23 protein-coding genes are annotated in these 25930 nt (G+C 69.6%); 14 read left to right on the top strand and 9 right to left on the bottom strand.

Annotation, left to right across the window (positions count from 1 at the left end):
• Positions 1–6 precede the first annotated feature (6 nt).
• On the bottom strand, positions 7–1446 hold the full coding sequence (locus Ari01nite_RS18500) for an LVIVD repeat-containing protein (RefSeq protein WP_203782509.1): 1440 nt from the start codon (positions 1444–1446) through the stop codon (positions 7–9).
• A 135-nt stretch (positions 1447–1581) separates the two neighbouring features.
• Here Ari01nite_RS18500 and Ari01nite_RS18495 point away from each other — a divergent pair, with 135 nt between their 5' ends.
• The 3 genes from Ari01nite_RS18495 to Ari01nite_RS18485 all read left to right on the top strand — a co-directional run bounded on the left by Ari01nite_RS18495 (position 1582) and on the right by Ari01nite_RS18485 (position 7248).
• A complete protein-coding gene (locus tag Ari01nite_RS18495) occupies positions 1582–2223 on the top strand; it encodes a DUF305 domain-containing protein (RefSeq protein ID WP_239162833.1) in 642 nt (213 codons plus the stop codon).
• 44 nt (positions 2224–2267) lie between these two features.
• Positions 2268–4160: a potassium transporter Kup gene (locus Ari01nite_RS18490; RefSeq protein WP_203782507.1), complete on the top strand. Its 1893-nt coding sequence runs from the start codon at positions 2268–2270 to the stop codon at positions 4158–4160.
• A 133-nt stretch (positions 4161–4293) separates the two neighbouring features.
• The gene (locus Ari01nite_RS18485) at positions 4294–7248 is read left to right on the top strand and encodes a PAS domain-containing sensor histidine kinase (RefSeq protein WP_203782506.1); all 2955 of its coding nucleotides are present in this window, start codon (positions 4294–4296) and stop codon (positions 7246–7248) included.
• Between the two features lie 3 nt (positions 7249–7251).
• On the opposite strand, the gene Ari01nite_RS18480 is transcribed toward Ari01nite_RS18485, so the two are convergent.
• Positions 7252–8670 carry an MFS transporter gene (locus Ari01nite_RS18480; protein ID WP_203782505.1) on the bottom strand — a complete coding sequence of 473 codons (1419 nt, stop codon included), beginning with the start codon at positions 8668–8670 and terminating at the stop codon, positions 7252–7254.
• A 77-nt stretch (positions 8671–8747) separates the two neighbouring features.
• Between Ari01nite_RS18480 and Ari01nite_RS18475 the strand changes: the two genes are divergently transcribed.
• From Ari01nite_RS18475 to Ari01nite_RS18460, 4 genes are read left to right on the top strand one after another with little or no spacing between them, the layout of a single operon-like run.
• Positions 8748–9431, top strand: coding sequence for a TetR/AcrR family transcriptional regulator (locus Ari01nite_RS18475; RefSeq protein WP_239162832.1), 684 nt, complete (start codon positions 8748–8750; stop codon positions 9429–9431).
• A complete protein-coding gene (locus tag Ari01nite_RS18470; protein ID WP_203782503.1) occupies positions 9431–10630 on the top strand; it encodes an NAD(P)/FAD-dependent oxidoreductase in 1200 nt (399 codons plus the stop codon). Before Ari01nite_RS18475 ends, Ari01nite_RS18470 begins: the two co-directional genes overlap by 1 nt.
• A 51-nt stretch (positions 10631–10681) precedes the next feature.
• Positions 10682–11386: an FAD-binding oxidoreductase gene (locus Ari01nite_RS18465; RefSeq protein WP_203782502.1), complete on the top strand. Its 705-nt coding sequence runs from the start codon at positions 10682–10684 to the stop codon at positions 11384–11386.
• Complete coding sequence (locus Ari01nite_RS18460; RefSeq protein WP_203782501.1) at positions 11374–11922, top strand: kinase; 549 nt, start codon at positions 11374–11376, stop codon at positions 11920–11922. Before Ari01nite_RS18465 ends, Ari01nite_RS18460 begins: the two co-directional genes overlap by 13 nt.
• Before the next feature lie 139 nt (positions 11923–12061).
• Here the strand turns inward: Ari01nite_RS18460 and Ari01nite_RS18455 are convergent, their stop codons facing one another.
• Positions 12062–13117, bottom strand: a complete 1056-nt coding sequence (locus Ari01nite_RS18455; protein ID WP_203782500.1) for an FAD-dependent oxidoreductase — start codon at positions 13115–13117, stop codon at positions 12062–12064.
• Between the two features lie 55 nt (positions 13118–13172).
• Here Ari01nite_RS18455 and Ari01nite_RS18450 point away from each other — a divergent pair, with 55 nt between their 5' ends.
• Entirely contained in the window at positions 13173–13751 is a 579-nt protein-coding gene (locus Ari01nite_RS18450; protein WP_203782499.1) for a TetR/AcrR family transcriptional regulator, read from the top strand.
• Here the strand turns inward: Ari01nite_RS18450 and Ari01nite_RS18445 are convergent.
• Positions 13726–14088 carry a GatB/YqeY domain-containing protein gene (locus tag Ari01nite_RS18445; protein WP_203782498.1) on the bottom strand — a complete coding sequence of 121 codons (363 nt, stop codon included), beginning with the start codon at positions 14086–14088 and terminating at the stop codon, positions 13726–13728. The two genes, Ari01nite_RS18450 and Ari01nite_RS18445, sit on opposite strands and share 26 nt — an antisense overlap.
• A 179-nt stretch (positions 14089–14267) precedes the next feature.
• Positions 14268–15158 carry a LysR family transcriptional regulator gene (locus Ari01nite_RS18440; protein WP_203782497.1) on the bottom strand — a complete coding sequence of 297 codons (891 nt, stop codon included), beginning with the start codon at positions 15156–15158 and terminating at the stop codon, positions 14268–14270.
• 70 nt (positions 15159–15228) lie between these two features.
• On the opposite strand from Ari01nite_RS18440, the gene Ari01nite_RS18435 reads away from it, so the two are divergent.
• Complete coding sequence (locus Ari01nite_RS18435) at positions 15229–15594, top strand: YybH family protein (protein ID WP_203782496.1); 366 nt, start codon at positions 15229–15231, stop codon at positions 15592–15594.
• Here Ari01nite_RS18435 and Ari01nite_RS18430 read toward each other — a convergent pair.
• The gene (locus Ari01nite_RS18430) at positions 15578–16213 is read right to left on the bottom strand and encodes a cysteine hydrolase family protein (RefSeq protein WP_203782495.1); all 636 of its coding nucleotides are present in this window, start codon (positions 16211–16213) and stop codon (positions 15578–15580) included. The genes Ari01nite_RS18435 and Ari01nite_RS18430 overlap by 17 nt on opposite strands.
• Before the next feature lie 86 nt (positions 16214–16299).
• Here Ari01nite_RS18430 and Ari01nite_RS18425 point away from each other — a divergent pair, with 86 nt between their 5' ends.
• Entirely contained in the window at positions 16300–17538 is a 1239-nt protein-coding gene (locus Ari01nite_RS18425; protein WP_203782494.1) for a saccharopine dehydrogenase family protein, read from the top strand.
• A gap of 16 nt (positions 17539–17554) precedes the next feature.
• Here the strand turns inward: Ari01nite_RS18425 and Ari01nite_RS18420 are convergent, their stop codons facing one another.
• On the bottom strand, positions 17555–18193 hold the full coding sequence (locus Ari01nite_RS18420) for a TetR/AcrR family transcriptional regulator (protein WP_239162831.1): 639 nt from the start codon (positions 18191–18193) through the stop codon (positions 17555–17557).
• Positions 18194–18316: 123 nt separating this feature from the next.
• Between Ari01nite_RS18420 and Ari01nite_RS18415 the strand changes: the two genes are divergently transcribed.
• From Ari01nite_RS18415 to Ari01nite_RS18400, 4 genes are all read left to right on the top strand, one after another.
• Positions 18317–18934 carry a GNAT family N-acetyltransferase gene (locus Ari01nite_RS18415; RefSeq protein WP_203782493.1) on the top strand — a complete coding sequence of 206 codons (618 nt, stop codon included), beginning with the start codon at positions 18317–18319 and terminating at the stop codon, positions 18932–18934.
• Between the two features lie 38 nt (positions 18935–18972).
• Positions 18973–20067 (top strand): winged helix DNA-binding domain-containing protein, encoded by a 1095-nt coding sequence (locus tag Ari01nite_RS18410; RefSeq protein ID WP_203782492.1) that lies wholly within the window; start codon positions 18973–18975, stop codon positions 20065–20067.
• 164 nt (positions 20068–20231) lie between these two features.
• The gene (locus tag Ari01nite_RS18405) at positions 20232–20516 is read left to right on the top strand and encodes a DUF3040 domain-containing protein (RefSeq protein WP_203782491.1); all 285 of its coding nucleotides are present in this window, start codon (positions 20232–20234) and stop codon (positions 20514–20516) included.
• A gap of 459 nt (positions 20517–20975) precedes the next feature.
• Positions 20976–22691 (top strand): alpha/beta hydrolase, encoded by a 1716-nt coding sequence (locus Ari01nite_RS18400; protein ID WP_203782490.1) that lies wholly within the window; start codon positions 20976–20978, stop codon positions 22689–22691.
• Here the strand turns inward: Ari01nite_RS18400 and Ari01nite_RS18395 are convergent.
• Both Ari01nite_RS18395 and Ari01nite_RS18390 read right to left on the bottom strand, forming a co-directional pair.
• Positions 22680–23909, bottom strand: a complete 1230-nt coding sequence (locus Ari01nite_RS18395; protein WP_203782489.1) for a bifunctional glycosyltransferase family 2/GtrA family protein — start codon at positions 23907–23909, stop codon at positions 22680–22682. The two genes, Ari01nite_RS18400 and Ari01nite_RS18395, sit on opposite strands and share 12 nt — an antisense overlap.
• Positions 23906–25867 carry a glycosyltransferase family 39 protein gene (locus Ari01nite_RS18390; RefSeq protein WP_203782488.1) on the bottom strand — a complete coding sequence of 654 codons (1962 nt, stop codon included), beginning with the start codon at positions 25865–25867 and terminating at the stop codon, positions 23906–23908. The genes Ari01nite_RS18395 and Ari01nite_RS18390 overlap by 4 nt, the downstream gene beginning before the upstream one ends.
• Positions 25868–25930: the final 63 nt, after the last annotated feature.

The following is a 25930-nucleotide window of genomic DNA, read 5'->3' as shown; positions in this document are numbered from 1 at the left end:
AGAAAATCACCAGCGCAGGAAGTTGTCCTGGGTCTGGGCGTTGAACAGGTCGGTACGGAAGTGCCGGGCCACCGCGGTACGGCGGTCCTTCAGCTCCAGCACGTCGATGCCCTTCGCGATGTCGTTCGAGAAGATGTAGCCGTTGTACCAGTACGCCGACCACGAACCGCCGCCGACCGGGTCGGTCAGCGAGATCGGGCCGCGCTCCCAGTACGCGATCTCCTTGGGCCGGCGCGAGTCGGTGAAGTCCCAGACCGAGATGCCGCCCTGGTACCACGCCTGCACCATGATGTCGCGGCCCGGCACCGGGATCAGCGAGCCGTTGTGGGCCACGCAGTTCTCGGTGTTCGCGTTGGTCCGCGGGATCTTGAAGTAGCTGCGGAACACCAGCTTGCGCTTGTTGCCCTTGCCGACCAGGTCGTAGATCGCGTCGGCACCCTTCTCCGGACCGACCTCCGGGTTGCAGGTGGCCGCGCCGCCGCCGCCCAGTTCGTCGGTGAAGACGACCTTCGTGCCGCTGTTGTTGAACGTGGCCGAGTGCCAGAACGAGAAGTTCACGGTGTCGCGGACTGTGGTGACCACCCGGGGTGCGGTCCGCTTCGAGATGTCGAACAGCACGCCGTCGCCCATGCAGGCGCCCGCGGCGACGTCCTTCTCGGCGTACACGGTGATGTCGTGGCAGCCGGTGGTGGGGGACTGGTCCTCGGTGCCGCCCGGGTATCCGCCGTCCGGGAAGACCACCGGGGTGGCCACGACCGCGGCGGCCTGCGGGTTGCGGGTGGGGACCTTGATGATCGAGATCTTGTCGTGCGGCAGGGCGCAGTTCGGCAGGTCGACCCCGGCCAGGTTGTACGACGAGACATAGATGTAGACGTTCGGCTCGCGGCGCTTGCCGGGAACCAGCGTCAACGTGTGCGAACCGCAGTCCGTCTTGACCGACTTCAAGTACTGCGGCGTCAGCGGGTTACTGATGTCGAAGATCTTGATGCCTTCCCAGCGGTCGCCGGGGGTGGCGGTGGTCGATCCGGCGTTCTCGCACGTGTCGTTGGTGCGCTGCGAGTCGGTGGCGAGGAAAAGCAGGTTGCCACTGATCGAGACGTCGTTCTGCGAACCGGGGCAGAGGACCTGCGCCGCTACCGCCGGTGCTTTCGGGTTACTGATGTCATAGACGGTGAACCCGTTGTAATTGCCCCCGTAAGCGTATTTGCCTTTAAAAGCCCAGTCCGAGTTGGTCGAATTGGCGAATGGGCCCGTTTTCGGCAGGTGCGCGACCTGCTTCAAATTGGGGCTACTGACGATCTCGTCGACGCCGGGAATGACATTCGGACTGGCTGGGGGTGTTGCCGCGCCGCTTGCGGGTGCCGTCAGCAGTCCGACGACAACCGCGACCACGCTTAGCGCGGCCAGGCGCTTGAGCTGCCGCCCTTGTGGGGCAGTGTGCTTCATGGAGCTCCCTCCGGTCCACGCACCACACGGATCGGGATAGATCGGTGCGTTGCGTATCCACGTTTGTCGTTACAGTAGTCGCCGGGACGAGCGGGGAAAACTCAGTTGGAGGAATGGATGGGGCGGCGTCGGACAATGACGCTCATTACGGCCGGGGCGGTCCTGGCGGTGGCCGTGGGCGCGGTCGTCGCGGCGCGTTCCGGGCCGGACAGGTCGGCCGCGGTGCCGCGATCCAGCAGTTCCGCGTCGCCGGAGCGGGTCGTGCTGCCGGGGCGGCCCGGGGAGTCCGCCCGGGTCACCGACTCCGACCAGGTCAAGGCGCCGGACGGGTCGACGTACAACCGGATCGACACGACGTTCGTGCAGATGATGATCGTGCATCACGGCCAGGCGATCGAGATGGCCGACCTGGCCGCCGAGCGCGCCGGCGACACCCGGCTGCGAGCCCTGGCCGGCCGGATCAGCGCAGCTCAGGGCCCCGAGGTGGTCTGGCTGAAGTTCTGGCTCAAGGAGCGCGGGCTGCCCGAGAGCGACCCGTCGCACGACCACAGCACGATGCCCGGCATGCAGAGCCCGGCCGACGTCACCGCGCTGGCCGGTCTGAGCGGCACCAACTTTGATAACAAATTTGTGACGATGATGAGCGCGCACCACCGCGGCGCCCAGCAGATGGCCGGTGACGTGATCCGCGGCGGCAACGACGAGCGGCTGCGCGAGGTCGCCAACGAGATGGCCGTCGAGCAGGGCAGCGAGATCCGGCGGATGCAGCAACTCTGATCCATCCGGCGACGAACCTGCCGAATTCGGGGCAGGATCAGCGCGTGGGACATGGGGGCACGGCCGGCAAGGTCCGGCTCGCGGTGGTGATCGGCGCGATCGGCGTCGTCTTCGGCGACATCGGGACCAGCCCGATCTACACGCTCCAGATCCTGTTCAACCCGGAGGACCCGCACCCGGTCCCGGTCAGCACGGCAAACGTGTACGGCGTGGTCTCGCTGATCTTCTGGTCCGTGATGATCATCGTGACCGTCACCTACATCCTGCTCGCCATGCGCGCCGACAACGACGGCGAGGGCGGCATCATGGCGCTGATCACGCTGCTCCGGCACACCGAGCGGCGGCGCAGCCGGAAGAGTGCGCTGTTCCTGGCCGGTCTCGGCATCTTCGGCGCCGCGCTGTTCTTCGGCGACAGCATGATCACGCCGGCCATCTCGGTGCTCTCCGCGGTCGAGGGCATCGAGGTGGTCCAGCCGTCGCTTGAGCAACTGGTCGTGCCGGTCACCGCGGTGATCATCGTGGCGCTGTTCCTCGTGCAGAAGCACGGCACGTCCGCGGTGGGCCGGCTGTTCGGGCCGATCATGATCGCCTGGTTCCTGACCATCGGCTCGCTGGGCGCCATCGGCATCGGCACGCACGCCGGCATCCTCAAGGCGCTGTCGCCGACCTACGCGATCACCTTCCTGATCGGCAACTTCCACATCGCTTTCTTCGCCCTGGCCGCGATTGTGCTCGCGGTGACCGGCGCCGAGGCGTTGTACGCCGACATGGGCCACTTCGGCCGCAAGGCGATCGCCCGCGGCTGGCTGTTCCTGGCGCTGCCCGCCTGCGTGCTCAGCTACCTCGGCCAGGGCGCCCTGATCCTGGACGACCCGGCCAACATCAGGAGCCCGTTCTTCCTGCTGGTGCCCGAGTGGGCCCGGCTGCCGCTGGTGATCCTGGCGACCGCCGCCACCGTGATCGCCTCGCAGGCCGTGATCACCGGCGCGTACTCGGTGGCCGCCCAGGCGGCCCAACTCGGCTACCTGCCACGGCTTCGGGTGCAGCACACCTCCGAATCGACGATCGGCCAGATCTACGTACCCTGGATCAATTGGCTCTTGATGGTCTCGGTGCTCACCCTGGTGTTCGCCTTCCGCAGCTCGGCGGCCCTGGCCTACGCGTTCGGCATGGCGGTGACCGGCACCATCACGATCACCACGCTGCTGTTCCTCTACGTCGCGCACCTGAAGTGGAAGCCGCCGACCTGGGTGCTGTTCTCCGGCGGTGCCGTGCTGCTCGTTGTCGACCTGCTGTTCGTGGCGGCCAACCTCACCAAGCTGGTGCACGGCGCCTGGCTGCCGCTGCTGATCGCGCTCACCGCGTTCACCGTGATGACCACCTGGCAGCGTGGCCGCAAGATCGTCACGGCCGAGCGCAGGGAGCGCGAGGGCTCGCTGCGCGACTTCATCGACCGGCTCCGGGAAAACCCGTCGGCCACGCTCCGGGTGCCGGGCACCGCGGTCTTCCTCAACCGCGGCAAGGAGACCGCGCCGCTCGCGATGCGGGCCAACGTCGAGCACAACCACGTCCGGCACGAGCAGGTGCTGATCATCGCGATCAAGACCGAGCCGGTGCCGCGGGTGCCGGACGGCGAGCGGATCACGCACGACGACCTGGGTTACGCCGACGACGGCATCACCCACGTCACGGTCCGGGTCGGCTACATGGAGACGCCGTCGTTGCCCGACGTGCTCCAGGAGCTGCACCTGGACCACCTGGACCACGCGTCGTACTTCCTCTCCAAGATCGAGCTCCGCCGCGGCCCCGATCCGACGATGGCGGTCTGGCGCAAGCGCCTGTTCATCGCCACCTCCTACATCACCGCGGACGCCGCCGAGCACTTCGGCCTGCCCCGCGAGCGCACCGTGATCATGGGATCCCACATAGAGGTCTGAGTGCATCGCCGCCGGCTTTTTAGGAGGTACGCGCGACGACTCCCTCGGTCGTGCGGTGCGCCACAAAACGGGCAAAAGGCGCAGCAGCGCTTCGGCCGTTCAGATGGCGCCCCCGGATGCCGATCGGATTTCCATGCGGGCCGCACCAGATCAGCGCCCCGGGGACGCCGAGCGCCTGCGAGCGCTGCGCGCCACCGGACTGCTCGACGCGGGCCCGGTGCCGACCCTGGACCGGCTGACGTCGCTGGCCCAGCGGCTGGTGGGCGCGGGTGCCGCGCTGGTCGTGCTGATCGACACCGACCGGCAGCGGTTCGCCAGCGCCTGCGGGCTCAGCGGCGATCTCGAGCGGGACCGGCAGACGCCGCTGTCCCACTCGTACTGCCAGTACGTGGTCGAGGACCGGGCCGCGCTGATCGTGCCGGACGCCCGCCTCGACGAGCGGCTGCGGACCAACCCGGCGATCACCGACTACGACGCGATCGCGTACGCCGGCTTTCCGCTGCGGACGCCGGACGGCCTCGTGCTCGGCTCGTTCTGTGTGATGGACGACCACCGGCGGGACTGGACCGAGGAGCAGCTCGCGATCCTCGCCGACCTGGCCGCCGCGGCCGAGTCCGAGGTCGCGCTCCGGCTCGCCCACGGCGAGCAGCTACTGGCCGCGGACCGGATGCAGGCCGTGCTGGACAGCGCTCACGACGCGTACGTCTCCATTGATTTTGAGGGTCTGGTGGTGGCCTGGAACGGGTCCGCCGAGCGGCTGTTCGGCCATGCCGCGGCCGAGGCGATGGGCCGCGCGATCACCGACCTGATCATCCCGGCGCGGTTCCACGACGTGCACAACGCCGGGATGGCACGGGTGCGGGCGAGCGGCAAGTCCCGGCTGCTCGGGCAGCGGCTCCAGCTGACCGCCGTGGACCGGACCGGACGCGAGTTCCCGGTCGAGATGACGATCCAGGCCAACCTGGAGCACGAACGTCCGATCTTTCACGCGTTCCTGCACGACATCAGCGCCCGGATGGAGGCCCTCGCCACGCTGGAGCAGCAGCGCCGGGACCTCGAGGACGAGCGCACCTTCCTGCACGCGATGCTGGACAACCTCGACACCGGCGTCGCGGCCTGCGACGGCACCGGCAACCTGGCGTTCTTCAACCGGGCCATGCGCGACATGCACGGCCGCGACGCCGACCCGGACGCGGCCGGGGAGGAGTGGGCGCAGGAGTACGACCTGTACGCGCCGGACGGCCGCACCATGCTCCGGCCCGACGAGATCCCGCTGGCCCGGGCGGTCGGCGGCCAGGTGGTGCGCGGCGAGCACATGGTGGTCCGCACCGGCGACGGCCCGCGCCGCTTCGTGGCCAACGCCCGGCCGATCGACACCCCGGACGGCCGCCGGCTCGGCTCGGTGGTGGCCATGCACGACATCACCGAGGGCCACCGGGCCGAGGAGATGCGCCGGGCCCGGCACGCGGTGGCCCAGGTGCTGTCCGAGGCCACCAGCGCCGAGGAGGCCGCGGTCGACGTGGTCACCGCGATCACCGATGCGCTGGACCTGATCTGCGGCGAGTACTGGCAGGTCAGCCCGGAGCGGGAGCGGATCGACCGGATCAGCTCGCACATCCGGGACGGCCGGGACCTGTGCGGCTTCAGCGGCAGCGAGCCGTTGTCGTTCGCCCGCGGCGAGGGTCTGGCCGGCCAGATCTGGGAACGCGGCGCCGAGCTGTGGACCCACACGAAGGGCGACGGACTGCTGGCCGGCCGCCGCTCCGACGTCGCCGACGCGATCGGCATCCGCACCGGCATCGGCCTGCCGATCCGGACCGGCAAGCGGGTGCTCGGCGTGCTCGTCTTCTTTGCCGACGAGGTGCTGCCGTACGACTCGGACATCGCGGCCATGCTCGACACGGTCGGCGCCCACCTGGGCCGGTTCGTGGAGCGCCGCCGCGCCGAGGACCTGAACCTGGCCCTGGTCACCGCCCGCCGGGACTTCGACCGGGTGGTCGAGCAGGTGCCGGACTACGTCTGGACGATCGAGGCGCTGCCCGACGGCACGTCCCGTCCGGTGTACGGCAGCCCGAACGGCTCCGGCGTCTTCGGCGGGGCCCCGCCGAGCGGCGACGGCATGGCCGACGCCATCCTCGCGCGCATCCACCCGGAGGACGCCGGCGCGCTGGCCGGTTTCTCGGTGGCCCTCAACGCCGGCGAGAAGGCCGAGCTGGAGTGCCGGGTGATCGGCTACGACGGCGTGGCCCGGTGGGTGTGGACCAGGGCGGTGCCCCGGGTCGAGGACGGGCGCCTGTTCGTCGACGGCATCAGCACCAACATGGACGAGCGGCGGGAGCTCAACGAGCAGCGCGAGGATCTGCTGCGGCAGGAGCAGCAGCAGGTCGAGCAGTTGCGCGAACTGGACCGGATGAAGGACGAGTTGTCCGCCGTGGTGATCCACGAGCTGCGCAACCCGGTCGGCGTGATCCGCGGCTACACCGAAATGCTGCTGGACAGCCCGCACCTCGACGAGACCGACCGCAAGCACGCGGGCGTCGTGGAACGCAGCACCGAACACCTCCAGCGGCTGGTCGACGACCTGCTCGACCTGGCCCGCCTGGACGCCGGGCACATCAGCATCGACCCACGACCCATGTCGGCCGGCCGGCTGGTGCGCGACGTACTGGAAAACCACCGGCCCAGCGCGTACGCCAAAAACCTGACCGTGATCGAGAAGCTGGACCCGCACCTGCCCATGCTCGGCGACGCGCAGCGTCTCCGGCAGGCGATGGACAACCTGGTGTCCAACGCGATCAAGTACACACCGGACGGTGGCACCGTCACGGTGACCGGCGAGAAGCACGAGCACGAGATCGTGATCCGGGTGGCGGACACCGGCATCGGCATCCCGGCCGAGCAGTACGCGCACCTGTTCAGCCGCTTCTTCCGGGCCAGCAACGCGACCCGGAAAGGGATCAAGGGCACCGGTCTCGGGTTGGCCGTCACCAAGGCGATCATCGGTGCCCACGAAGGCGCCGTGCGCGCCGATCCGGAGACCGGCGGCGGCACCGTCTTCACGGTGACGCTGCCGACCTCCGACCTGTAGCGATCAGACTGGTTCCAGCACCGGCTCGGTGGCCGCAGGACTGTTTGCCGGTCGGGTCGAGCGCAGCGCGTACAGGGCCACCGGCACCCCGACCGCCACCAGCAACGCGGCCACCACCAGCGAGAATTGATATCCGGACAGGTAGCGCTCCATCTCGGTGCCGGCCGCGGCGCCGGCCCGGTTGGTCAGGATGGCGCCCAGGATCGTGATACCGAGCAGGCCGAACACCTCGCGGGAGACGTTGAGCATGCCGGACGCGATGCCCGCGTGCCCGCTCGGCAGCGCGCTGACGATCACGTTGTTCAGCGGCACCAGCATGCCGCCGCCCACCCCGTAGAGAACAAACCACCCCAACAGATCCAGGTACGTGGTCCCGGCGCCGTACCCGGAGATCCCGAAGACCGCGACCGCCATGATCGCCAGACCGGCGGCCACCGTGCGTCCGGCGCCGAACCGCACCTCGAGCCGCGGCGCGACCACCGCGGTCACCGCCATCACCAGCGCCATCGGCACGAACGCGGCACCCGCCCCGGTGGGCGAGAAGCCGAGCACGTTCTGCAGGTAGATGGCCGTGTAGAAGTAGATCCCGAACACCCCGAACGCCCACAGGCCCATGGCCAGCAGCCCGCCGCTGAACACCCGCCGGCGTAGGAAGCCCAGGTTCATCATCGGGTTGGCGGTCCGGGTCTCGATCACCACGAAGGCGATCGCCGCCACCGCGGCGATCCCGAAGCTGCCCAGGATGGTGCCGGAGGTCCAGCCGCGCGATTCCCCTTCGATGAGGCCGTACGTGAGGGCGAAGAGCGAGACCGACGACGCGAGCAGACCGGGCAGGTCGAGCCCGCGGCTGGTGCCCCGGACACCGGCCGGGATACTGATCGCGGCCAGCAGCGCGGTGGCCACCCCGATCGGCGCGTTGATCAGGAAGATCCAGCCCCACGACGCGTGCTCGCTGAGCCAGCCGCCGGTCAGCGGCCCGATGGCCAGGGCCAGCGCGCCGACCCCGCCCCAGATGCCGATTGCCGCGCCGCGTTCGCGAGGGTCCGGGAAGAGCGCCGGCAACAGCGCGAGTGCGGCCGGGGTCAGCAGCGCGGCGCCGACACCCTGCACGGCGCGCCCGGCGAGCAGCACCTCCTGGCTCTGCGCGAGGCCGGCCGCCACCGAGGCGGCCGTGAAGATCGCCAGCCCGGCGAAGAACGTGCCGCGCATGCCGAGCACGTCCGCGATGCGGCCGCCGGCCAGCAGCAGCCCGGCGAAGACCAGCACGTACGAACTGGCGATCCACTCCAGCCCTTCGAGCGTCAGGCCGAGGTCGCGCTGGATCGACGGGAGGGCCACGTTGACCACGTTGTTGTCGAGGTAGGTCATGAAGGTGCCGAGCGACACCGCCACGAGCGCCCACCACCGCCTGTTCTTCGCCACGGGAGTCCCCTATACGTTGTCCTTGTACGAAGTACATGTACGCCGTACATGAGACCTGTACGTTGTATGGTTGTCAAGTGGCGACGGAAAGACTGAGCAGAGCGGCGGTGGCCGAGCGCGCGCTGCGCCTGGGCGACGAGGGCGGCGTCGAGGCCGTGACGATCCGCCGGCTCGCGCAGGAGCTGGGCGTCACGCCGATGGCTCTGTACTGGCATTTCAAAAACAAGGACGAGCTGCTCGCCGGCATCGTCGACTACGCGCTGTCCATGGTCCGGTCCGACCGCGCCCCCACCGACCCGTGGCAGCTCCAACTGCGGGCGATGGCCGAGGCGCTGGTCGCGGTGATGCGCGAACATCCCAGCCTGCCCGGGCTGATGCATGAGGTCGACAAGACCCAGGGCGAGAGCTTCTGCCAGGCCACGAACGCCGCGCTGGCCCTGCTGACCACGGCCGGCTTCGACGTGCAGGAGGCGTACTGGATCGCGTCGTACCTGCTCAACGGTGCGATCGGCCTGGTGCAGATGCAGCCGGACTGCCCCGCGAACGTCCCGGCGGCCGAGGCACCGGAATGGCGCCGGCAGAAGCGACTGGCGCTGGAGAGCCTGCCGGCCGACCGGTTCCCGATGATGATCGCGTTCGCCGCCACGTATGCCGACGCGCCGGACAACGACCGCTATTACGCGTTTGGGGTTGACCTGCTGATGGCGGGGGTCGAGGCGATGGCCGTGCTACATCTGTCCCGGTCCGCCAAGATGGGGTGATGACGTACGTCGTGGTGGGTGGCGGCCTGGCCGGCGCCAAAGCGGTGGAAACCCTGCGTGACGAGGGCTTTGGTGGTCCGGTCACGCTGATCGGTGCGGAGACGGTTCGGCCGTACGAGCGACCGCCGCTCTCCAAGGGGGTGCTCCTCGGCAACGATGAGCCGGAGAGTGTCTTCGTGCACACACCGGAGTGGTATGCGGAGCACGATGTCACGCTCCGCACCGGTTCGACGGTCACCGGCGTGGACCGAGCGGCCAAGACGGTGCGGCTGAGTGACGGCGCGACGGTGGCCTACGACAAGCTGCTGCTGGCCACCGGTTCGACCCCGCGACCCTTGCCGGTGCCCGGCGGCGAGCGTGCGCTTCTCCTGCGTACGCTCTCGGATTCGCAGCGGATCTCCGAAGCCGTCACGGACGGCACCCAGGTCGTGGTGATCGGCGCCGGGTGGATCGGACTGGAGGTCGCGGCCGCCGCACGCACCCGCGGCGCGGCCGTGACCGTGGTCGAGACCGCCGCCCTGCCGCTACAGGCCGTGCTGGGCGACGACATCGCCAACGTGTTCGCCAACCTGCACCGCGAACAGGACGTGACCTTCCACTTCGGAGCCGAGGTCGCCGGGGTGGACGAGAAGGGTGTGCGGCTCGCGGACGGCGCCCTGCTGCCCGCCGACGTTGTGATCGCCGGCATCGGCGTACGCCCCAACGTTGACCTGGCGTCCGAGGCCGGCCTCGCGGTCGACAACGGCGTGCTGGTCGACCGCCGGCTGGCCACCAGCGACCCGGACATCTTCGCGGCCGGCGACATCGCCAACGTGGACCATCCGCTGCTCGGGCAGCGGGTCCGGGTGGAGCACTGGGCGACCGCCCTGAACACCGGCCCGGTCGCGGCCAAGGCGATGCTGGGCCAGGACGTCAGCTACGACAAACTGCCGTACTTCTTCACGGATCAGTACGACCTCGGCATGGAGTACGTGGGTTACGTGGCCCGCGGCGCCTCGCCCGACCTGGTCGTCCGCGGCGATCTGGAGAGCCGGGAGTTCATCGCGTTCTGGTTGGTGGACGGCCGGGTGGCGGCCGGTATGAACGTCAACGTCTGGGACGTCACCGACCAGATCGACGCCGTGATCCGCTCCGGTGCCCGGATCGATCCGGCCCGGCTCGCCGATCCCGGCGTGGACCTGGCGTCGCTTACCTCCTGATCTCGCACAACCTGTGCGACTCGCGGCCGTGAGATCGGTGACTCTTGTGCCGTGAACAGGTGGCATGCCGAGGTGCTCACCCACGAGCGCCGGGGCCGCGACGTCGCCGTTTTCACCTGCCGGCCCGGCCAGCCGCTGCCGTACCGGGCCGGCCAGCACGTGACGATCGAGTGCGCGTACCGCCCGTGGCAGTCCCGCGCGTACGCGATGGCAAACGCGCCGCGACCGGACCGCGTGCTGGAGTTCCACGTGCGGGCCGCGGTGCCGGCGGGAGTCTCGGACGCCCTGGTCACCCGCCTGAAACCGGGCGACCTGCTGCGCTTGAGCCCACCCCGCGGCGACCTGACGCTGGACCGCTACTCCCGCCGCGACGTGGTCTTCGTAGCCGGCGGCACCGGTCTGGCACCCGCAAAAGCCATGATCGACGAGTTGACCCGCTGCAACCGCACCCGCTGGATCCACCTCTTCCGGGGCGAGCGCTACCGACGGGACTTCTACGACCGCGAACACGTGGACCGCCTGGCGCTGCGGCACCCGTGGCTGACGGTGGTGCGAGCGACCAGCGAGGAGCCGGACGAGGCAGGCGACCAGGCCCCGATCGCTGACGTGGTGACGCGGCACGGCCCGTGGCCCGACCACGACTTCTACGTCTTCGGCTCGCCGCCCATGGTGGAGTCGACCCTGCGCCGCCTCGACCGGCTGGGCGTGCCCGGGGATCGGGTGCGCTATGACATCTTCGGCACATGCCTACGCTGATCGTGATCCGCGGCAACTCCGGCGCCGGCAAATCGTCGGTGGCCCGCGAGGTCCGCCGCCGCTACGGCCGGGGTTGCGCCCTGATCGAACAGGACTACCTGCGCAGGATCCTCCTCCGCGAGCACGACACGACCGGCGGCCTCGCCCCAAGGTTGATCACGTCGGTGGCGGAGACTGCCCTGGCCGGCGGCTATCACGTGGTGCTGGAGGGCAGCCTGGTGGCGGCCCACTACCGGCAGGCGCTGACCGCGCTGATCGCCGCAAATCCCGGCCCCACCCACACCTACTACCTGGACGTGTCCTTCGAGGAGTCGCTGACCCGGCACGCCGCACGCCCCCAGGCAGCCGACTTCGCCCCCGATCAAATGCAGGAGTGGTACGTGCCGAACGACGCCCTGTCCATCCCCGGCGAACGCATCGTGCCGGAGTCCTCGTCGCTGCCCGAAACGGTCGACTTCATCCTGCAGACGTCGTCCCTGGAGGCAGAGCCCGCGACCGCCCCATGCCCCGTGGCCTGCACCCGCTGCCGCACCTAGATCCCGCCGCCGGTGCCGCGCTCAGTGCCTTCCGCCGCCGGTGCCGCGCTCAGTGCCTTCCGCCGCCGGTGCCGCGCTCAGCGCCTTCCGCCGTTGCGCCGCACTCAGTGCCTTACGCGGGTGGGCCGCACTCAGTGCCTTACGCGGGTGGGCCGGCTCGGAGGCTGGCTTTCAGGAGGGCGTCGCGGACCGGGACGCCGCGGCGGACGTGGGTCAGCCAGGCCGCGGCGCCTGCCATCCGGGCCAGGCGCTGGGTGGTTCGGCGACGCTTTGCGTCGTACGCCATCAGGTTTTGGTCTTTGATCAGGCAGTTGGTCAGCGTGACCGCGTCGATGACCGCCTCGCAGGCGCCGCGGCCCAGGTCGGGGGTCATGGCGTGGGCGGCGTCGCCGAGAAGAACGACATTGCCGGACACATAGGACGGCAGGTGGGGGGTGACGTAGATGTCGTGGCGCAGGATGCGCTGCTCGGTGAGGGCCGCGAGCACCGTGGCGACCGGGGCGGGCCAGGTGCCGAACATCCCGCGCAGCACGCCGAGCTCGGCGCCCGGGTGAAACTGGCCCTCGGGTGCGCCGGCCGAGGCGTACCAGTTCGTGCGCCCGCCCTCCATCGGGGTGACGCCGAACTTCGCGCCCGCGCCCCACACCTCGGTGAACGTGCCGGTCGGCAGGTTGTCGAGGTAGCCGCGCCAGGCGGTGCTGCCGGCGTACCGGGCGCGCACGCCGAACACCTCCTCGCGAACCCGGCTGAACACCCCGTCGGCCGCCACGACCAGGTCGAATTCCGCCCGCAGCGGCACGACCGACCCGACCGGCGTGCCAAATCGCAGGTCACAGTCGCTCGCCGCGGAGTGCAGCAGGCCGAGCAGTCCGGGCCGGGAGAGCAAAAAAACCCGGTCGCCGGTACGCCGTTCGAGCCGTTCCACGTCGATCGAGGCAATCCGGCTGCCATCCGGCCGACGGAATTCGCCCGCTTGCTGCGGTTCCGCCCGTTCGCGCACCGCCGCGCCCACCCCGAGCGTGTCGAGCGCCTGCAACGCGGCCGGCCAGATGCCCAGCGCCGTCCCGGTGGCCGGGATCGCCTCCTGCCGCTCGAACACGGTGACCCGCCAGCCGGCCCGCCGCAGCCCGATGGCCGCTGCCAGCCCGCCGATGCCACCCCCGATGATCGCCGCTGTCCTGATGGCACGCCTCATGGCACGAAGCTACCACAGATGTAGTGCTGAAACTACTGCTGTAGTATCCGGAGCTATGCCGTCCCGTTTGGAAACGCTGCTCGACGCCGCAATCGCTGTTCTGGGCAAGGAGGGCTCACGCGGCCTGACCCACCGCGCTGTCGACGCAGCCGCCGGCCTCCCTTCGGGTTCGACGTCGAACTACTTCAAGACCCGCGAAGCCCTGATCGGCGCCGTGATCGGACGTTTCGCCGCCCGCGACCGAGCCACCTGGGAAACGCTGGCCACACTGGTAGCTCCGCGCACACCCGAAGACCTGGCCGCGACCCTGGCCGCCTACGTCCGCCGCGCGGTAGACCAGGACCGCCCCTTGACCGTCGCCCGCTACGTCCTGTTCATCGAGGCCGCCTTGCGCCCCGACGTCCAGCAACAGCTGGCCGACTCGGCCCGCGAGATCCGTCGCTGGGGCGCGGAGTGGCTACGAGCGATCGGCGCCATCGACCCCGAGGCGGCCTGCGAACTGATCCTCGACCACGTGGAGGGCATGATCCTGCACGAGCTGACCCACCCCGACCCGGACGCCGACCTCGACGCCCGCCTGACCCGGGTGGTTCGCGCCTTCGCGGTGGTCAGGCCTGCGCCAGGTGGGCGGTGAGTGCGCGGATCTCGCTGCGCAGCTGCTCGGCCCGGTCCGTTCGGCCGGCCTGCTCGTACTGGTCGGCCGCCGTCTCCCGTTCGGCGACCTCGCCGCGCACGATGGCCTCCACCTCCGCGTCGGTGAGCGTCCGCCGGGCCACGTCGGTGGCACCCACGCCGATCGGGGCCTCCTCGATGGCTCCCGCGCCGCGCGTACCCGGATCCGGCGCGACCGCCTCGGCGTTGTCAATTGCCGAAAGCGTGGCGCGCAGCACCGCCGTGGCGGCTCGGTCGCGGGACTTCATCGCGGCCGGCAGCGCCTCGCGGAGCCGTTGCCGCAGCGGGGTTTCCGTCATGAGTTGCGACCTTAGCGATCTCCTTTCCGTCAGGCATGCGGATTTCGTACCTCAGGCTTCGTCGACCGCAGGCTTCATTGGCCTCAGGCTTCGTCGACCGCAGGCTTCATTGACCTCAGGCTCCGTCGACCGCAGGCTTCATTGGCCTCAGGCTTCGTCAACCGCAGGTTTCACCGACGTCAGGTCTCCGGTGCCGCCTCGCCGAAGGCACGCCGGCAGTGCGGCAGCAGTGCGGCCAACGCCGAGCTGACCCGCGGCCGCCAGACCAGCGTCAGCAACGCCGGCATGCCAACCTCGGTGATCGGCACTGCCACCAGGTTCGGGTAGGCGACAGCCATCGACTCGCTCAGCACCGCTACTCCCATGCCGCGCGACGCCAGATCTGCGACGGCTCCCGGTGCTGACGCGACCAGCGCAACGTCAGGCATCAGGCCCGCGGTCACACACGCCTCGTCGAAAGTGGCGCGGATACCGGTCCCCTCGGGCAACGTGACGAGAGCGTACTCCGTCAGCTTGATCAGTGGTAACTCCGATTTTGTCGCCAGTGGAGAGTCGGGTTGGACCAGCGCCACCAGGCCTTCCCGGGCGATCACCTGGGCTTCGAGGTATTCCGGTGGCTCGCCGGCCGTCCCGACCAGCGCGATGTCGGCGACGCTGGCACGCACCGCGGCGATCAGATGGTCCGAGGTTCCCTCGATGAGTTCGAGCTCGATGTAGGGATGCTCGCGGTGGAACGCGGCCAGCGCGGCGAACAGCGGCTTCACCTCGCACCCGGTCACCATGCCGATGGTGAGATGACCGCGTACCAGCCCCTTCAGATCGTCGATCGCGCTCCTCAGGTCGGTGGCAGCGTCCAGCGCGATCTGCGCGTACGGCAGCGCCACGACACCCGCCTCGGTGAGCCGCGCGGTTCGCCCCGAGCGGTCGAAGAGCGGGGTGCCCAGCTCGGTCTCCAGTGCCTTGATCTGCGCGCTGATCCCGGATTGGGAGATGTGCACGCGCTCGGCGGCCCGGGTGAAGTTGGCGGTCTCGGCCACCGCCACGAAGTATTCCAGCTGGCGCAGTTCCATAAGCGCAGATTCTAGTAACTAGAAAGACCATGCATTGGACTTCTCAACTACCTCGGAGAAGGGTAGGTGCATGACCGAACGCAACAAGGCTCACAAGCCCGAAGACCTGACCCGGCTGTTCGTCGAACGCGCCAACGCCAAGGATGCCGAGGGCCTGGCCCAGCTCTACGAGGAGGATGCCGTGATGGCCTATCCGCCGGGTCGGCAGACCGTCGGACGGGCCGCGATCCAGCACCTGTGGGAGGAGGCGCTGCCGCACATGCCACAGTTCGAGCCCGAGGAACCGCTGCCCACGCTGATCAGCGGTGAGTTGGCGCTGACCTCGACACCCCCGCGGGACGGCTCCGGCGCGCGGGCGCAGGTGGTGCGCCGTCAGCCCGACGGCACGTGGCTGCGGGTGCTGGATCAGCCCGAGTTCGTCACGCCGACGGGCTGACCGCCTCGGCGGTGGTGCACAGCACCGTCCCGAGGCCCTCGATCTCGCGGAAGCCCTGCTCGCTGGCCTGGGAGACAGCGTCGGTAACGAGGACGACCCGGTAGTCGCGCTCGTGCGCCTCGATGATGCTGGCGCGGGGGCAGTTCGGCAGGTTGCAGCCGGCGAAGACGAGGGTGTCGACACCGTGGCCGGCGAGCAGTTCGTCGAGCTTGGTGCGATAAAAGGCGCCCCACCGCGGCTTGTAGACGGCGTACTCGGCCGGACCGAGCCGTTGTGGTTCGCCGCGCAGCAGGGTTTCGTCGTCGAGGTCGTCGGCCGGGGCCAGACCGGGCGCCAGCAGCCGGCCGGGGGTGCCGGGCTGGACAAACACCGCGCCGCCCTGCACCAGCGTCCGCCGCACGCGATCGACGTCCTGACCGTCTACCGGGTACAACCGGACGATGTGGACGATCGGCCGGCCGGTGGCGCGGAAGGTTTCGGTGAGCTTCGCCAGGTTGGGGAGGATCTCGGTCGTGCCCGCCAGGCCGAACGGTGCATCCGACAGGAAGTCGCGCTGCATGTCGATGGTGATCAGCGCCGCCGTGTCCCAGTGCGGCGCGAGGTGCGGGTCGGCGGCCATCTCGTCACCCTCGCACGGCCGGCAGTTGGCCGCGACATCTCGCGGCGGGCGTTACCGCGAAGTAACTTATGCGGATGGAGGCAAACATGAGCGGGTCGGTCCGCGAGCACGACATCGTCGTCTACGGCGCATCCGGCTTCGTCGGGGTGCTGGTGGCGAAATACCTGGCCGGTCACGCTCCGGCCGGCACGCGCGTCGCACTGGCGGGCCGGTCCGAATCCAGGCTCGCCGAGGTCAGGCAGCGGCTCGGCGTCGACTGGCCGATCCTGGTGGCGGACGCGTCCGACGCGGCAGCCGTTGATCGCCTCGCGGCCTCGGCCCGGGTGGTGCTGACCACCGTGGGTCCCTACGCGAAGTACGGCAAGGCGCTCGTGCACTCCTGTGCCGCCGCCGGCACCGACTACGTCGACCTGACCGGCGAGGTGCTGTTCGCCCGGGAGAGCATCGACGAAAATCATGAGCTGGCAGCGCAGACCGGCGCCCGGATCGTGCACTCCTGCGGCTTCGACTCGATCCCGTCGGACATCGGGGTGCACGTTCTCGATCGGCAGGTCAAGGCCGACGACGCCGGCGAGCTCACCGACACCACGCTGGTGGTCACGAGCATGCGCGGCGGGTTCAGCGGCGGCACCATCGACTCGATGCGCAACCAGCTCGACGTGATCAAGAACGACCGCCGGTTGCGACGGCTGGCCGCCAGCCCGTATTCACTGAGCCCGGACCGGGCCGCCGAGCCGGATCTCGGCCGCCAGGACGACATGGCCATCCTGAACGGGACCGAGGTCGACCCGCGGCTGCGCGGTTCGCTGGCGCCGTTCGTGATGGCGTCTTACAACACCCGGGTGGTGCGGCGCAGCAACGCGTTGCTCGGGTGGGCGTACGGGCGACAGTTCCGCTACCGGGAGGCGATGAGCGTCGGCGCTTCGCCGCTGTCCCCGGTGCTGGCGATGGTCACCAAGGTGGGGCTCGGCGCCCTGGTCGTCGGGCTGTCGCTGCCGCCGACCCGGTTCGTGCTCGACCGGATTCTGCCCAAGCCGGGCGAGGGGCCGAGTGAGCAGGCCCGCAATGCCGGCCACTTCACGATCGACCTGTTCACCACGACGAGCACCGGGGCGCGCTACACCGCGCGATTCCGGGCCAAGGGCGACCCGGGCTACGCCGCCACCGCTGTGATGCTCAGCGAATCGGCACTCGCATTGATCCACGACCGCGACGCTCTGCCTCCTTCGAGCGGCGGCGTCCTCACCCCCGCAACCGCACTGGGCGACGCGCTGGTCAACCGCCTTCGCGCCGCCGGAATGGAGATAACCGCAGCCAAGTCATAAACGCCGGTATTAGCCACTAGCGGAAGATCGCCGAGCAGAAACCGGTCAGGTGATCGGTCAACTGGTCGAGGTCGTCCGTCATGCCCCGGACCAGCCAGTCGATGATGACCTCACTCACTCCGGCCACGGCGGCCAGCAGCATGAGCTCGTGGCGCACGTTGTCGTCGGGGCGGCCCAGCACCGGACGCAGCAGCTTCCCGAGAAAAGCCGCGCCCTCGTGCAGCACACCGCGTCGCTGGGTGTCCAGTCGCTGGGTGTCCATGCGGGGCGTATTCAGATAGATGACCTGGGCCCGTTCCGGATTGTCTCGAAGCAAGTTCAACAGCTTCCGCACGCCGGGGCGCAGCAACTCGTCGATGGTCGACGGGCGCTTCGGGGTTGCGGTCTCGATCTCGGAAAGGAGCCATTCGTTCTGCTGGCGGTGCAGGGCGCGCAGCAGATCGCAGCGGTCGATGAAGTGGTCGTAGAAGTACCGCTTGGCCACTCGGGCAGCGGTGCAGACATCGGCGACCGTGACCGCTTCGTAGTCGCGCGTGCCGAAAAGTTGCAGGGCCGCGGCGAGGATGCGGTCGCGGCGGTCGGCGGAGCGCTGCTGGCGGGAGCGGCCACCGTAGGTTTCGCCTCGTTGTGCTGCCACCGCGTTCGGCTCGTTCACGGGTCAACCGTAGGACCTGGGCCGTAACCGCAGCGCCAGCCGAGCGGCTGATGACTTATCACTCATGGGCTTCATAACGATCGCTACTGGCCGGAACCGGGTCCATACGGGCAGGATCAAGCTGTGGCCGGCAGTCGTCTTCCCTTCCCGATCACCCTGACGGGAGACGGCATCGTCCTGCGCGAGTGGCGGTCCGAGGACCTCGATGACCTTGTTGAGATGCTCGACGAACCGGATATCGCCCGGTGGACGCCGATGCCGTCACCGTTCGATGTCGAGGCCGGCATCGCCTACCTCAAACGGGCGCATCAGGGCCGGGTCACCGGGCAGCGGCTTCAGCTCGCGATCACCGCGGACGGCGGGCGACCGCTCGGCGAGGTGCTGCTCTTCGGCGTCGACGCCGGCCTCAAGGAGGCCGAACTCGGCTATCTAGTGGGCGCGCGGCATCGTCGGCGCGGGCTTGCGTCGGGGTCACTCTCACTGCTGTCCGGGTACGCGCGAAGCACGCTGAAACTGAGCCGCCTGCTCCTGCGGATCGACCCCGGTAACACGGCGAGCATCGCGGTGGCGCGTCGCTGCGGATACCAGCTCACCGGGGAACCGCCGATTCTCCAGGTCGGCCCGCACGGCCCGAGCAGCCTGGATACCTGGGAACTCGTGGAGAGCCGGTCGGGCAGCCGCCTCGAACGGCTGAGAAATGTCGCAGCCCGGCGGTACGGTCGTCGCACATCAGGGCAATGACCCTGCGGGACAGGTCGCAGTCGACCCGAGGAGGTGCCATGGTCAGCGTCGATCGTGCACAGGTGATGGCATACCGTTCGGCCGCGCAGGGCCTGACCGACCGCGGCCGGAAAAAGCCCGGCGACCTGCCCCTGCTCGACCTCGGCGTACAGGAATATTCGCCCGGCTCGCAACGCGTCGCGCTCGCCGCCCGCACCACCGCGCGCCTCGACGACGACCGTCTGATCACCGTGTGGGCCGCGCGCGGCGCGCCCCACCTGCATCGCCGTGCCGACCTGTCCGCCCTGGTCAAGCAGCTGTGGCCGGTCAGCGACGCCGACGCCACCGCCCGGATCAAGAGCGGCCAGATTCCTGACGGCATGAAGCTCGGGATCGCCGCGTTCACCGCGACCGCCGCCGCGTTCCGCAAAGTGCTGACCGGGCCGATGCCGCGCGGCGAGGTGAGCACCGAGGTGAGCCGCCGGGTCCCGGCCGAACTCACCTACTACTGCAAGTCGTGCGGCGCGCAGCACATCGCGGGCAACGTCTGGCAGCATTCCGGGCTGGCCGGCGGCGTCGAGGTGCAGTCCCGCGGCCGCGACGCGATGCTCGGCCCGATCCCGGACGGTCCGCCGCAGCCCAGCGAAAACGAGGGCATCGGCGACCTGATCAGGACCTATCTGCGGTTCCTCGGCCCGGCCACGCCCATGGAGGTGGGGAAATACCTGGGCAGCACGACCGCCGAGATGAAACGGGTGTGGCCCGACGGCCTGGTCGAGGTGCAGGTCGACGGCCGGAAGTGCTGGCTGCCGGCCGACGCGGAGACCACGCTGTCCAAGGCCGAGCGGCCGTCTGGCGTGCGGTTGCTGGCGGGGATGGATCCGCTGCTCCAGTCCCGCGACCGCGACCTGTTGGTGCCCGACCGCGGCCAGCAGAAAGAGGTGTGGCGCATCCTGGGCAACCCGGGCGTCGTGCTGGCGGACGGTGAGATCGTCGGAGTCTGGCGGGCCAAGACGGCCGGGCGCAAGCGGGTCGACCTCACCGTCACCGCGTTCGGGTCATGGCCGGCCGCGCGCCGCAAGCAGGTGGAGGAGGAGGCTGCCCACGTCGCCCGGGCACGCGAGGTCGGCGAGGCCACCGTCACGTTCGAGTGATTGCCCCATATGGACGGCAGCGCAAGTCCCGCGGGTAAATCTTGCGGCGGCGGGGAACTGGCATCACCGGGAGTGCCAATCAGGTGACGTACGAGTAACAATGGCACCGATCGAGATAGCTCCTCCTCGATCGATCTGCAGCCGGGCCGACCGGAGGTGGCGACATGTTGAGCAGGGAAGACAGCCGTCGGTTGGCGCAGTTGGAGCGCCAGTTGCTACGCGACGATCCCGATTTCTGCGCCCGCATGAGAGAGGGCCAGTCCTCACCGGCCGGCCATCGGCGAGCCCCGGTGGTGCTGATGGTCGGCACCGTGGCGCTCTACGTCATGGCGTTGATCCTGGCCGTGGCCGGCTGGTGGATCCCCGCCGCCGTATCCGCCCTGGGCGCCACGATGACCGCAGCCGCAGCAGCCCACCGCCTCATCCGCAGCCGAGCCCCGGGCCGCTAGCTCACCGCTAGCTCACCGCTAGCTCCGGTCCGTCGATGAAGCCGCGGCATGAAAGGGATGGCATAAAGCCACGGAAATATCGAAATATCGGGCATCGCGAAATTGATCGCGGGTCAGGGCTCCTGCCGGTGGCGGGTAGGTGCCTGGGACGGGCGCAGTCAACGGTGGCGGCCGTCCGCGGTGCGGGGCGCGCGGTGCGATGTGGGGCGCATTGTTTGCGGCCCGGAAGCGATCGCTCGGCTGAGGTGGCTGGGTTCTGGATTCCGGGCGGTGGCGGGCGGCTTTGGCGTGGCTGCCTGGGAGTGTGCGCGGCGGGGCTGGGTGGGGAGTCTGCGCGTTGTGGGCCTGGGTCTGGCGGTGGGAGTTGGCTCCTTAACGATCGTTTGACAACGGTGGGGAATGTTGCGAGTGTTCGACGGTTGCGTCGGGGCCTCGTGGCAGACAGCTGAGGAGCAGTCCATGCCGGACCACCGCCTGGTCAAGTTGCTGGCCGTTGTTCTTGTTGCTTCCAGCGTTACCGTGGTCCCGGGGGAGCCTGCGGTGGCCGATGCCGGTTGTGCCACTACCGGGTCTGTCGACTTTGGGGTTGACCTGGCGGGCGGCGGGTGGCGGTTCACCACGGGGGACGATCCGGGGTGGGCGGCGCCGTCGTTCGTGGACACCGGGTGGCGGGACTGGGCCGTTCCGGACAACTGGAACAACGATGCGGCGCTGGCCTCATATGACGGGTTTGCCTGGTATCGCAAGACGTTTGTGTTGCCGGAGCGGCCGGTGGGGGTCACCGACTCGGCCGTGGTGGCGGCGTTGGGGCGGATCGACGATGCTGACCAGGCGTTTCTCAACGGGACTGAGATCGGCAAGACCGGGGGTTTTCCGCCGGGGTTTGACTCTACGTGGGAGGTGCCGCGGGAGTACTACCCGGCGGACGGGGTGCTCAACTGGGGCGGCACCAACGTGCTCGCGGTTCGGATGTATGACGGGACCGGGGGCGGTGGGTTCTACTCGGGGCCGGTGGGACTCTTCTCCAAGGCGCGACTGCGGGCGCTCGCCGGGATCACGGGGACCGCGGCCAGCAGGGCTCAGGTCGCGTACGTCTGCAGGATTTTGAGCCGGCAGCAACGGGCGATGGCCAGCCACGATCTTCGCGGTTATGCCGCGACTCTGGCTCCGGGGTTCTTCCATCAGGGAGACACGGCGGCTCGCCGGCTCGCCGAGGTAGCTGCCTCCGGCTACACGGATGCGCAGGCCGAGGTCTTCGTGGACGACCAGGGGCGGCTCGTGGTGGACACGATTCGCAGCTGGACGGGTGCGCCGCCGCAGCGGGAGATGCTCTATTTCGATCCGCGCAAGGGTGTCGAGCTGGGCGACCACGCGCGGTTCTTCCGGGACGCCTACGAGTCGGCGGCGATGGAGCGGCGGATGCAGTTCAACGTCTACCTGCCCAAAAGTTATACGCGTACGACGGCCAGGCGGTATCCGGTCGTCTACATGCTGAACGGTCTGAACGGCAGCAACATCGAATGGGAAGCCCGTGACATGGACTCCGTGCTGGACGGGCTGATCCGGGAGAAGGGCCTCGAGGAAACGATCGTCGTCTTCCCGGACGGTGGCAGCGGCTGGTACGTGGACACGTCAGCCGGCAGGTTCAAGTCGATGATCGTGGGCGAGATCGTGCCGCTGGTCGACCGGGCGTACCGGACCATCCCGGACCGGGAGCACCGGGGCATCTCGGGTGTGTCGATGGGTGGGCAGGGGGCGTTCACGCTCGGGCTCACGCACCCGGAGCTGTTCAGTTCGATCGCCAGCCACATCGGCGCGCTGAGCATTCCGCCGCTGGCCGGCACGGCTGCCGAGCAGGCCGCCAACGCGGGACTGCGGCCGATCACCATGGTCACCGCGCTGACGGCCGAGCAGTTGGGGCGGCACCGGTTCTACTTCGACGGCGGTGACCAGGACGAGTACGGCTTCGGCACCGCGGCCCGGTCGATGAGCGTGGCGCTGGCCTCCAAGGGCGTCCGGCACGACTACCAACTCGGGCCGGGCAACCACGCCGACTCGTACTGGATGCCCAAGCTGGACCGGTCGTTCGGGTTGCACAGCGAGCAGTTCCGGGCGCATCCGTACCGGCAGCCGAAGGAGCCGCGTCCGGTCCGGTCGCCCTACCTATGGCCGTGAGCCGGTGCGGCGGAAGACCCACGCTCGCAGCAGGAGGAAGCGGACCGCGGTGGCCAGCAGGTTGGCGGCAACCAGGACGGCCAGTTCGAGGTGCTGGGCCGGGTCGTCGGTGACCGTGGTCAGCAGGGTCAGGGAACCGCTGGTCAGGGTCAGGCCGACCGCGAAGACCAGCAGGCCCTGGAACTGGTGACGCCAGGCGCCGCCGGTTCCGCGTACGCCGAAAGTCAGTCGACGGTTGGCCGCCGTGTTCGCGATTGCCGTGATCAACAGCGCGATCAGGTTGGCCCACTGTGGTCCGGCGCCGATGCGCAGCAGCGCGTACAGCAAAAGGTAGGCCAGCGTGCTCGCCGCACCCACCGCGGCAAAACGCAGAAGCTGGCCGGTCAGGCCGGCCGGGACGCCGGGCACCGGCAGCGGGTTGCGGCCGAGTTGTTCGCGCAGGGCGGCCAGCGGCAGGCGGCCGGAGCCGAACCCGCGCAGCAGCCGGACGATGCCGCGCAGGTCGGCGAGCGCGGTCGAGACGATGTCGACGCGGCTGTCCGGATCGTCCACCCAGTCGACCGGTACCTCGTGGATGCGCAGGCCGGCCCGCTCGGCCAGCACCAGCATCTCGGTGTCGAAGAACCAGCCGGTGTCCTCGACCATCGGCAGCAGGCGCGCGGCCACGTCCGAGCGGATCGCCTTGAAACCGCACTGGGCGTCGGTGAAGCGGGCCGCCAGGGTGCCGCGCAGGATCAGGTTGTAGCTGCGCGAGATGAACTCCCGCTTGGCGCCGCGCACCACCCGGGAGCCGCGCGCGAGCCGGGAGCCGATGGCCAGGTCGGAATGACCGGAGATCAGCGGCGCGACCAGGGGGAGCAGGGCACCCAGATCGGTGGAGAGATCCACATCCAGGTACGCGAGAACGGCGGCGTCGGAGTGGGTCCAGGCGTGCTTGAGAGCCCGGCCGCGACCCTTCTCGGGCAGGTGGACGGCGGTGACGCCGGGGAGTTCGCGGGTGAGCCGGCGGGCCACGTCGGCGGTGGCGTCGGTGCTGGCGTTGTCGGCGATCGTGATCCGGAACCGGTAGGGAAAGTGGCTGCGCAGGTACGCGTGCAGACGCCGGACGCACGGCTCGAGGTCGATCTCCTCGTTGTACACCGGCACGACCACGTCGAGCACCGGGGCGTGGTGGTCGATTCCGGCGGCGAGGTGCGAGGGCAGCGTCGAGAAGCTCATGAGGTGGGGGTGGTCAGGTCGTAGAGGGTGGTGCCGCCGACGGTCTCGGCGGTGAAGTTGGCCTGCACCCACTCGGTTATCTGGGTGCTGTAGTCGCTGCCGCCGGTGTCGTTGGCGCGCCTGCCGCCGCCGAAACCGCCGCCGCCGAAACCGCCGATGAAGTAGTGGATTTTGCCGTCGGCTACGTATCGCTGGAACTGGGACAGCGTGGGCGAGGGGTCGGAGCCGTTGAAGCCGCCGATCGCCATCACCGGGTCGCCGGTGGCCAGCTGGTAGCCGGATGCGCTCTGTGAACCGACCGCGGCGGCCACCCAGATGTACTGGTCGGCGTTCGCGTCCAGGATGGATTTGAGTTCATCGCCCACGGTCGCGGCGTTAAGCAGGCCGCCGCCGCGCATTCCGCCGCCGCGCGCGAAACCGCCGTTGGGGGTGGTGCCGCCCTGGGCTCCCGGGAAGCCACCGCCCGGACCGCGGCCGAAGCCTCCGGCCGTCGCCGGGCCGGCGGACGGGATCGAGCCGGTTTGTGCCTCCGATGCCGTCTGTGCCGCGTACGCCGCCGGCCCGGAAAGGACCGCGACCAACGCGCCCGCCGCAACCATCAGCCCCAGCCGCGGCGCCAGGCGCCGGGTGGCAAAGAGCTGCGTGACGAACAGCGCGACCGCGGCGATCAGCCCGCCCACCAGCACCGCCGTCCGCAGCCACGGCAGGAAGCCGGGGCTCTGCGACAGCAGGCGGTAGCTCCACCACGCGGTCACCGCGACCGCCACCGAGAGCGTCGCCGACGCCACCAGGTTGCGTCGCGCCCGCCACAGCAGCACCGTTCCCATGCCGGCCACCGCGCCGATCGCGGGCGCCAGCGCCACCGTGTAGTAGGCGTGGAAGATGCCCTGCATGTAGCTGAACACCAGCCCGGTGACCAGCAGCCATCCGCCCCACAGCACGAATCCGGCCCGCCGGTGGTCGGTCCGTGGCCGGGCCGCGGTCAGGACCAGGCCCGCCACCAGCACGATCAGCGCCCCGGGCAGCAGCCACGAGATCTGGCCGCCCTGCGAGCTGTCGAACATCCGCAGCAGGCCCGTCGAACCCCAGCCGCCGCCACCGCCGACGCTGCCGGTCTCGTTGCCGCTGAGCCGGCCCAGGCCGTTGTAGCCGAGGGTGAGTTCGAGCAGGCTGTTGTTCTGGGAACCGCCGATGTAGGGGCGCATCGAGGCTGGCACCAGTTCGACGATCGCGATGTACCAGCCGGCCGACACGATCATCGCGAGTCCGCCCAGCAGCAGTTGACCGATGCGCTTGCCGAGGCGGGGCGGGCCGGCCATCAGGTAGGTGAGGGCGAACGCCGGCACCACCAACAGTGCCTGGAGCATCTTGGTGAGGAAGCCGAACCCGATGAAGACGCCGACCAGGACCAGCCACTTCGTCCCGCCGGTCTCGACGGCACGAACCGTGGCCCAGGCGCCGGCCACCATCAGCAGCACCAGTAGCGCGTCCGGGTTGTTGAAGCGGAACATCAGCACGGCCACCGGAGTGAGCGCCAGCACCGCACCGGCGAGCAGCCCGGCCGCCGGGCCGTACCAGCGCTTCACGGTCGCGTACAGCACACCGACGCTGGCCACGCCCATCAGCGCCTGCGGCACCAGGATGCTCCAGGCGTTGACTCCGAAGATCCGGGCGGAGAGCGCCATCACCCACAGCGACGCCGGCGTCTTGTCCACGGTGATCGAGTTGGCCGCGTCGGACGAGCCGAAGAAGAACGCCTTCCAGCTTTCCGCGCCGGCCTGGACCGCGGCCGAGTAGAACGCGTTGGCCCAGCCGGACCTGCCGAGCCCCCACAGGTAGAGCACGCCGGTGGCCAGCAGCAGCCCGATCAGGGCCGGTCGCACCCAGCGCGGTGGGCGGGGCGCGGCTTCCGGAGCTAGCGGCCCCACTTTCGGGGGTACGGACAGCGTCGAGGTCATCGAGTTCTCCACAGGCAGGCGGATGCTTACCCGACCAACCCTCGACGCCGGCCCTGTCGCACC

Origin of the sequence: Paractinoplanes rishiriensis (genome assembly GCF_016862375.1) — a bacterium.
Lineage (GTDB): Bacteria > Actinomycetota > Actinomycetes > Mycobacteriales > Micromonosporaceae > Actinoplanes > Actinoplanes rishiriensis.
This window is presented reverse-complemented; position numbering and strand designations above follow the sequence as displayed.

What these genes read in the sequence shown, in the direction of transcription:
- Ari01nite_RS18500 (WP_203782509.1), bottom strand. Translation starts at nt 1,446, where the DNA reads ATGAAGCACACTGCCCCACAAGGGCGGCAGCTCAAGCGCCTGGCCGCG.
- Ari01nite_RS18495 (WP_239162833.1), top strand. Translation starts at nt 1,582, where the DNA reads ATGACGCTCATTACGGCCGGGGCGGTCCTGGCGGTGGCCGTGGGCGCG.
- Ari01nite_RS18485 (WP_203782506.1), top strand. Translation starts at nt 4,294, where the DNA reads ATGCGGGCCGCACCAGATCAGCGCCCCGGGGACGCCGAGCGCCTGCGA.
- Ari01nite_RS18470 (WP_203782503.1), top strand. Translation starts at nt 9,431, where the DNA reads ATGACGTACGTCGTGGTGGGTGGCGGCCTGGCCGGCGCCAAAGCGGTG.
- Ari01nite_RS18460 (WP_203782501.1), top strand. Translation starts at nt 11,374, where the DNA reads ATGCCTACGCTGATCGTGATCCGCGGCAACTCCGGCGCCGGCAAATCG.
- Ari01nite_RS18455 (WP_203782500.1), bottom strand. Translation starts at nt 13,117, where the DNA reads ATGAGGCGTGCCATCAGGACAGCGGCGATCATCGGGGGTGGCATCGGC.
- Ari01nite_RS18450 (WP_203782499.1), top strand. Translation starts at nt 13,173, where the DNA reads ATGCCGTCCCGTTTGGAAACGCTGCTCGACGCCGCAATCGCTGTTCTG.
- Ari01nite_RS18445 (WP_203782498.1), bottom strand. Translation starts at nt 14,088, where the DNA reads ATGACGGAAACCCCGCTGCGGCAACGGCTCCGCGAGGCGCTGCCGGCC.
- Ari01nite_RS18440 (WP_203782497.1), bottom strand. Translation starts at nt 15,158, where the DNA reads ATGGAACTGCGCCAGCTGGAATACTTCGTGGCGGTGGCCGAGACCGCC.
- Ari01nite_RS18435 (WP_203782496.1), top strand. Translation starts at nt 15,229, where the DNA reads ATGACCGAACGCAACAAGGCTCACAAGCCCGAAGACCTGACCCGGCTG.
- Ari01nite_RS18430 (WP_203782495.1), bottom strand. Translation starts at nt 16,213, where the DNA reads ATGGCCGCCGACCCGCACCTCGCGCCGCACTGGGACACGGCGGCGCTG.
- Ari01nite_RS18425 (WP_203782494.1), top strand. Translation starts at nt 16,300, where the DNA reads ATGAGCGGGTCGGTCCGCGAGCACGACATCGTCGTCTACGGCGCATCC.
- Ari01nite_RS18410 (WP_203782492.1), top strand. Translation starts at nt 18,973, where the DNA reads ATGGTCAGCGTCGATCGTGCACAGGTGATGGCATACCGTTCGGCCGCG.
- Ari01nite_RS18405 (WP_203782491.1), top strand. Translation starts at nt 20,232, where the DNA reads ATGTTGAGCAGGGAAGACAGCCGTCGGTTGGCGCAGTTGGAGCGCCAG.
- Ari01nite_RS18400 (WP_203782490.1), top strand. Translation starts at nt 20,976, where the DNA reads ATGCCGGACCACCGCCTGGTCAAGTTGCTGGCCGTTGTTCTTGTTGCT.
- Ari01nite_RS18395 (WP_203782489.1), bottom strand. Translation starts at nt 23,909, where the DNA reads ATGAGCTTCTCGACGCTGCCCTCGCACCTCGCCGCCGGAATCGACCAC.
- Ari01nite_RS18390 (WP_203782488.1), bottom strand. Translation starts at nt 25,867, where the DNA reads ATGACCTCGACGCTGTCCGTACCCCCGAAAGTGGGGCCGCTAGCTCCG.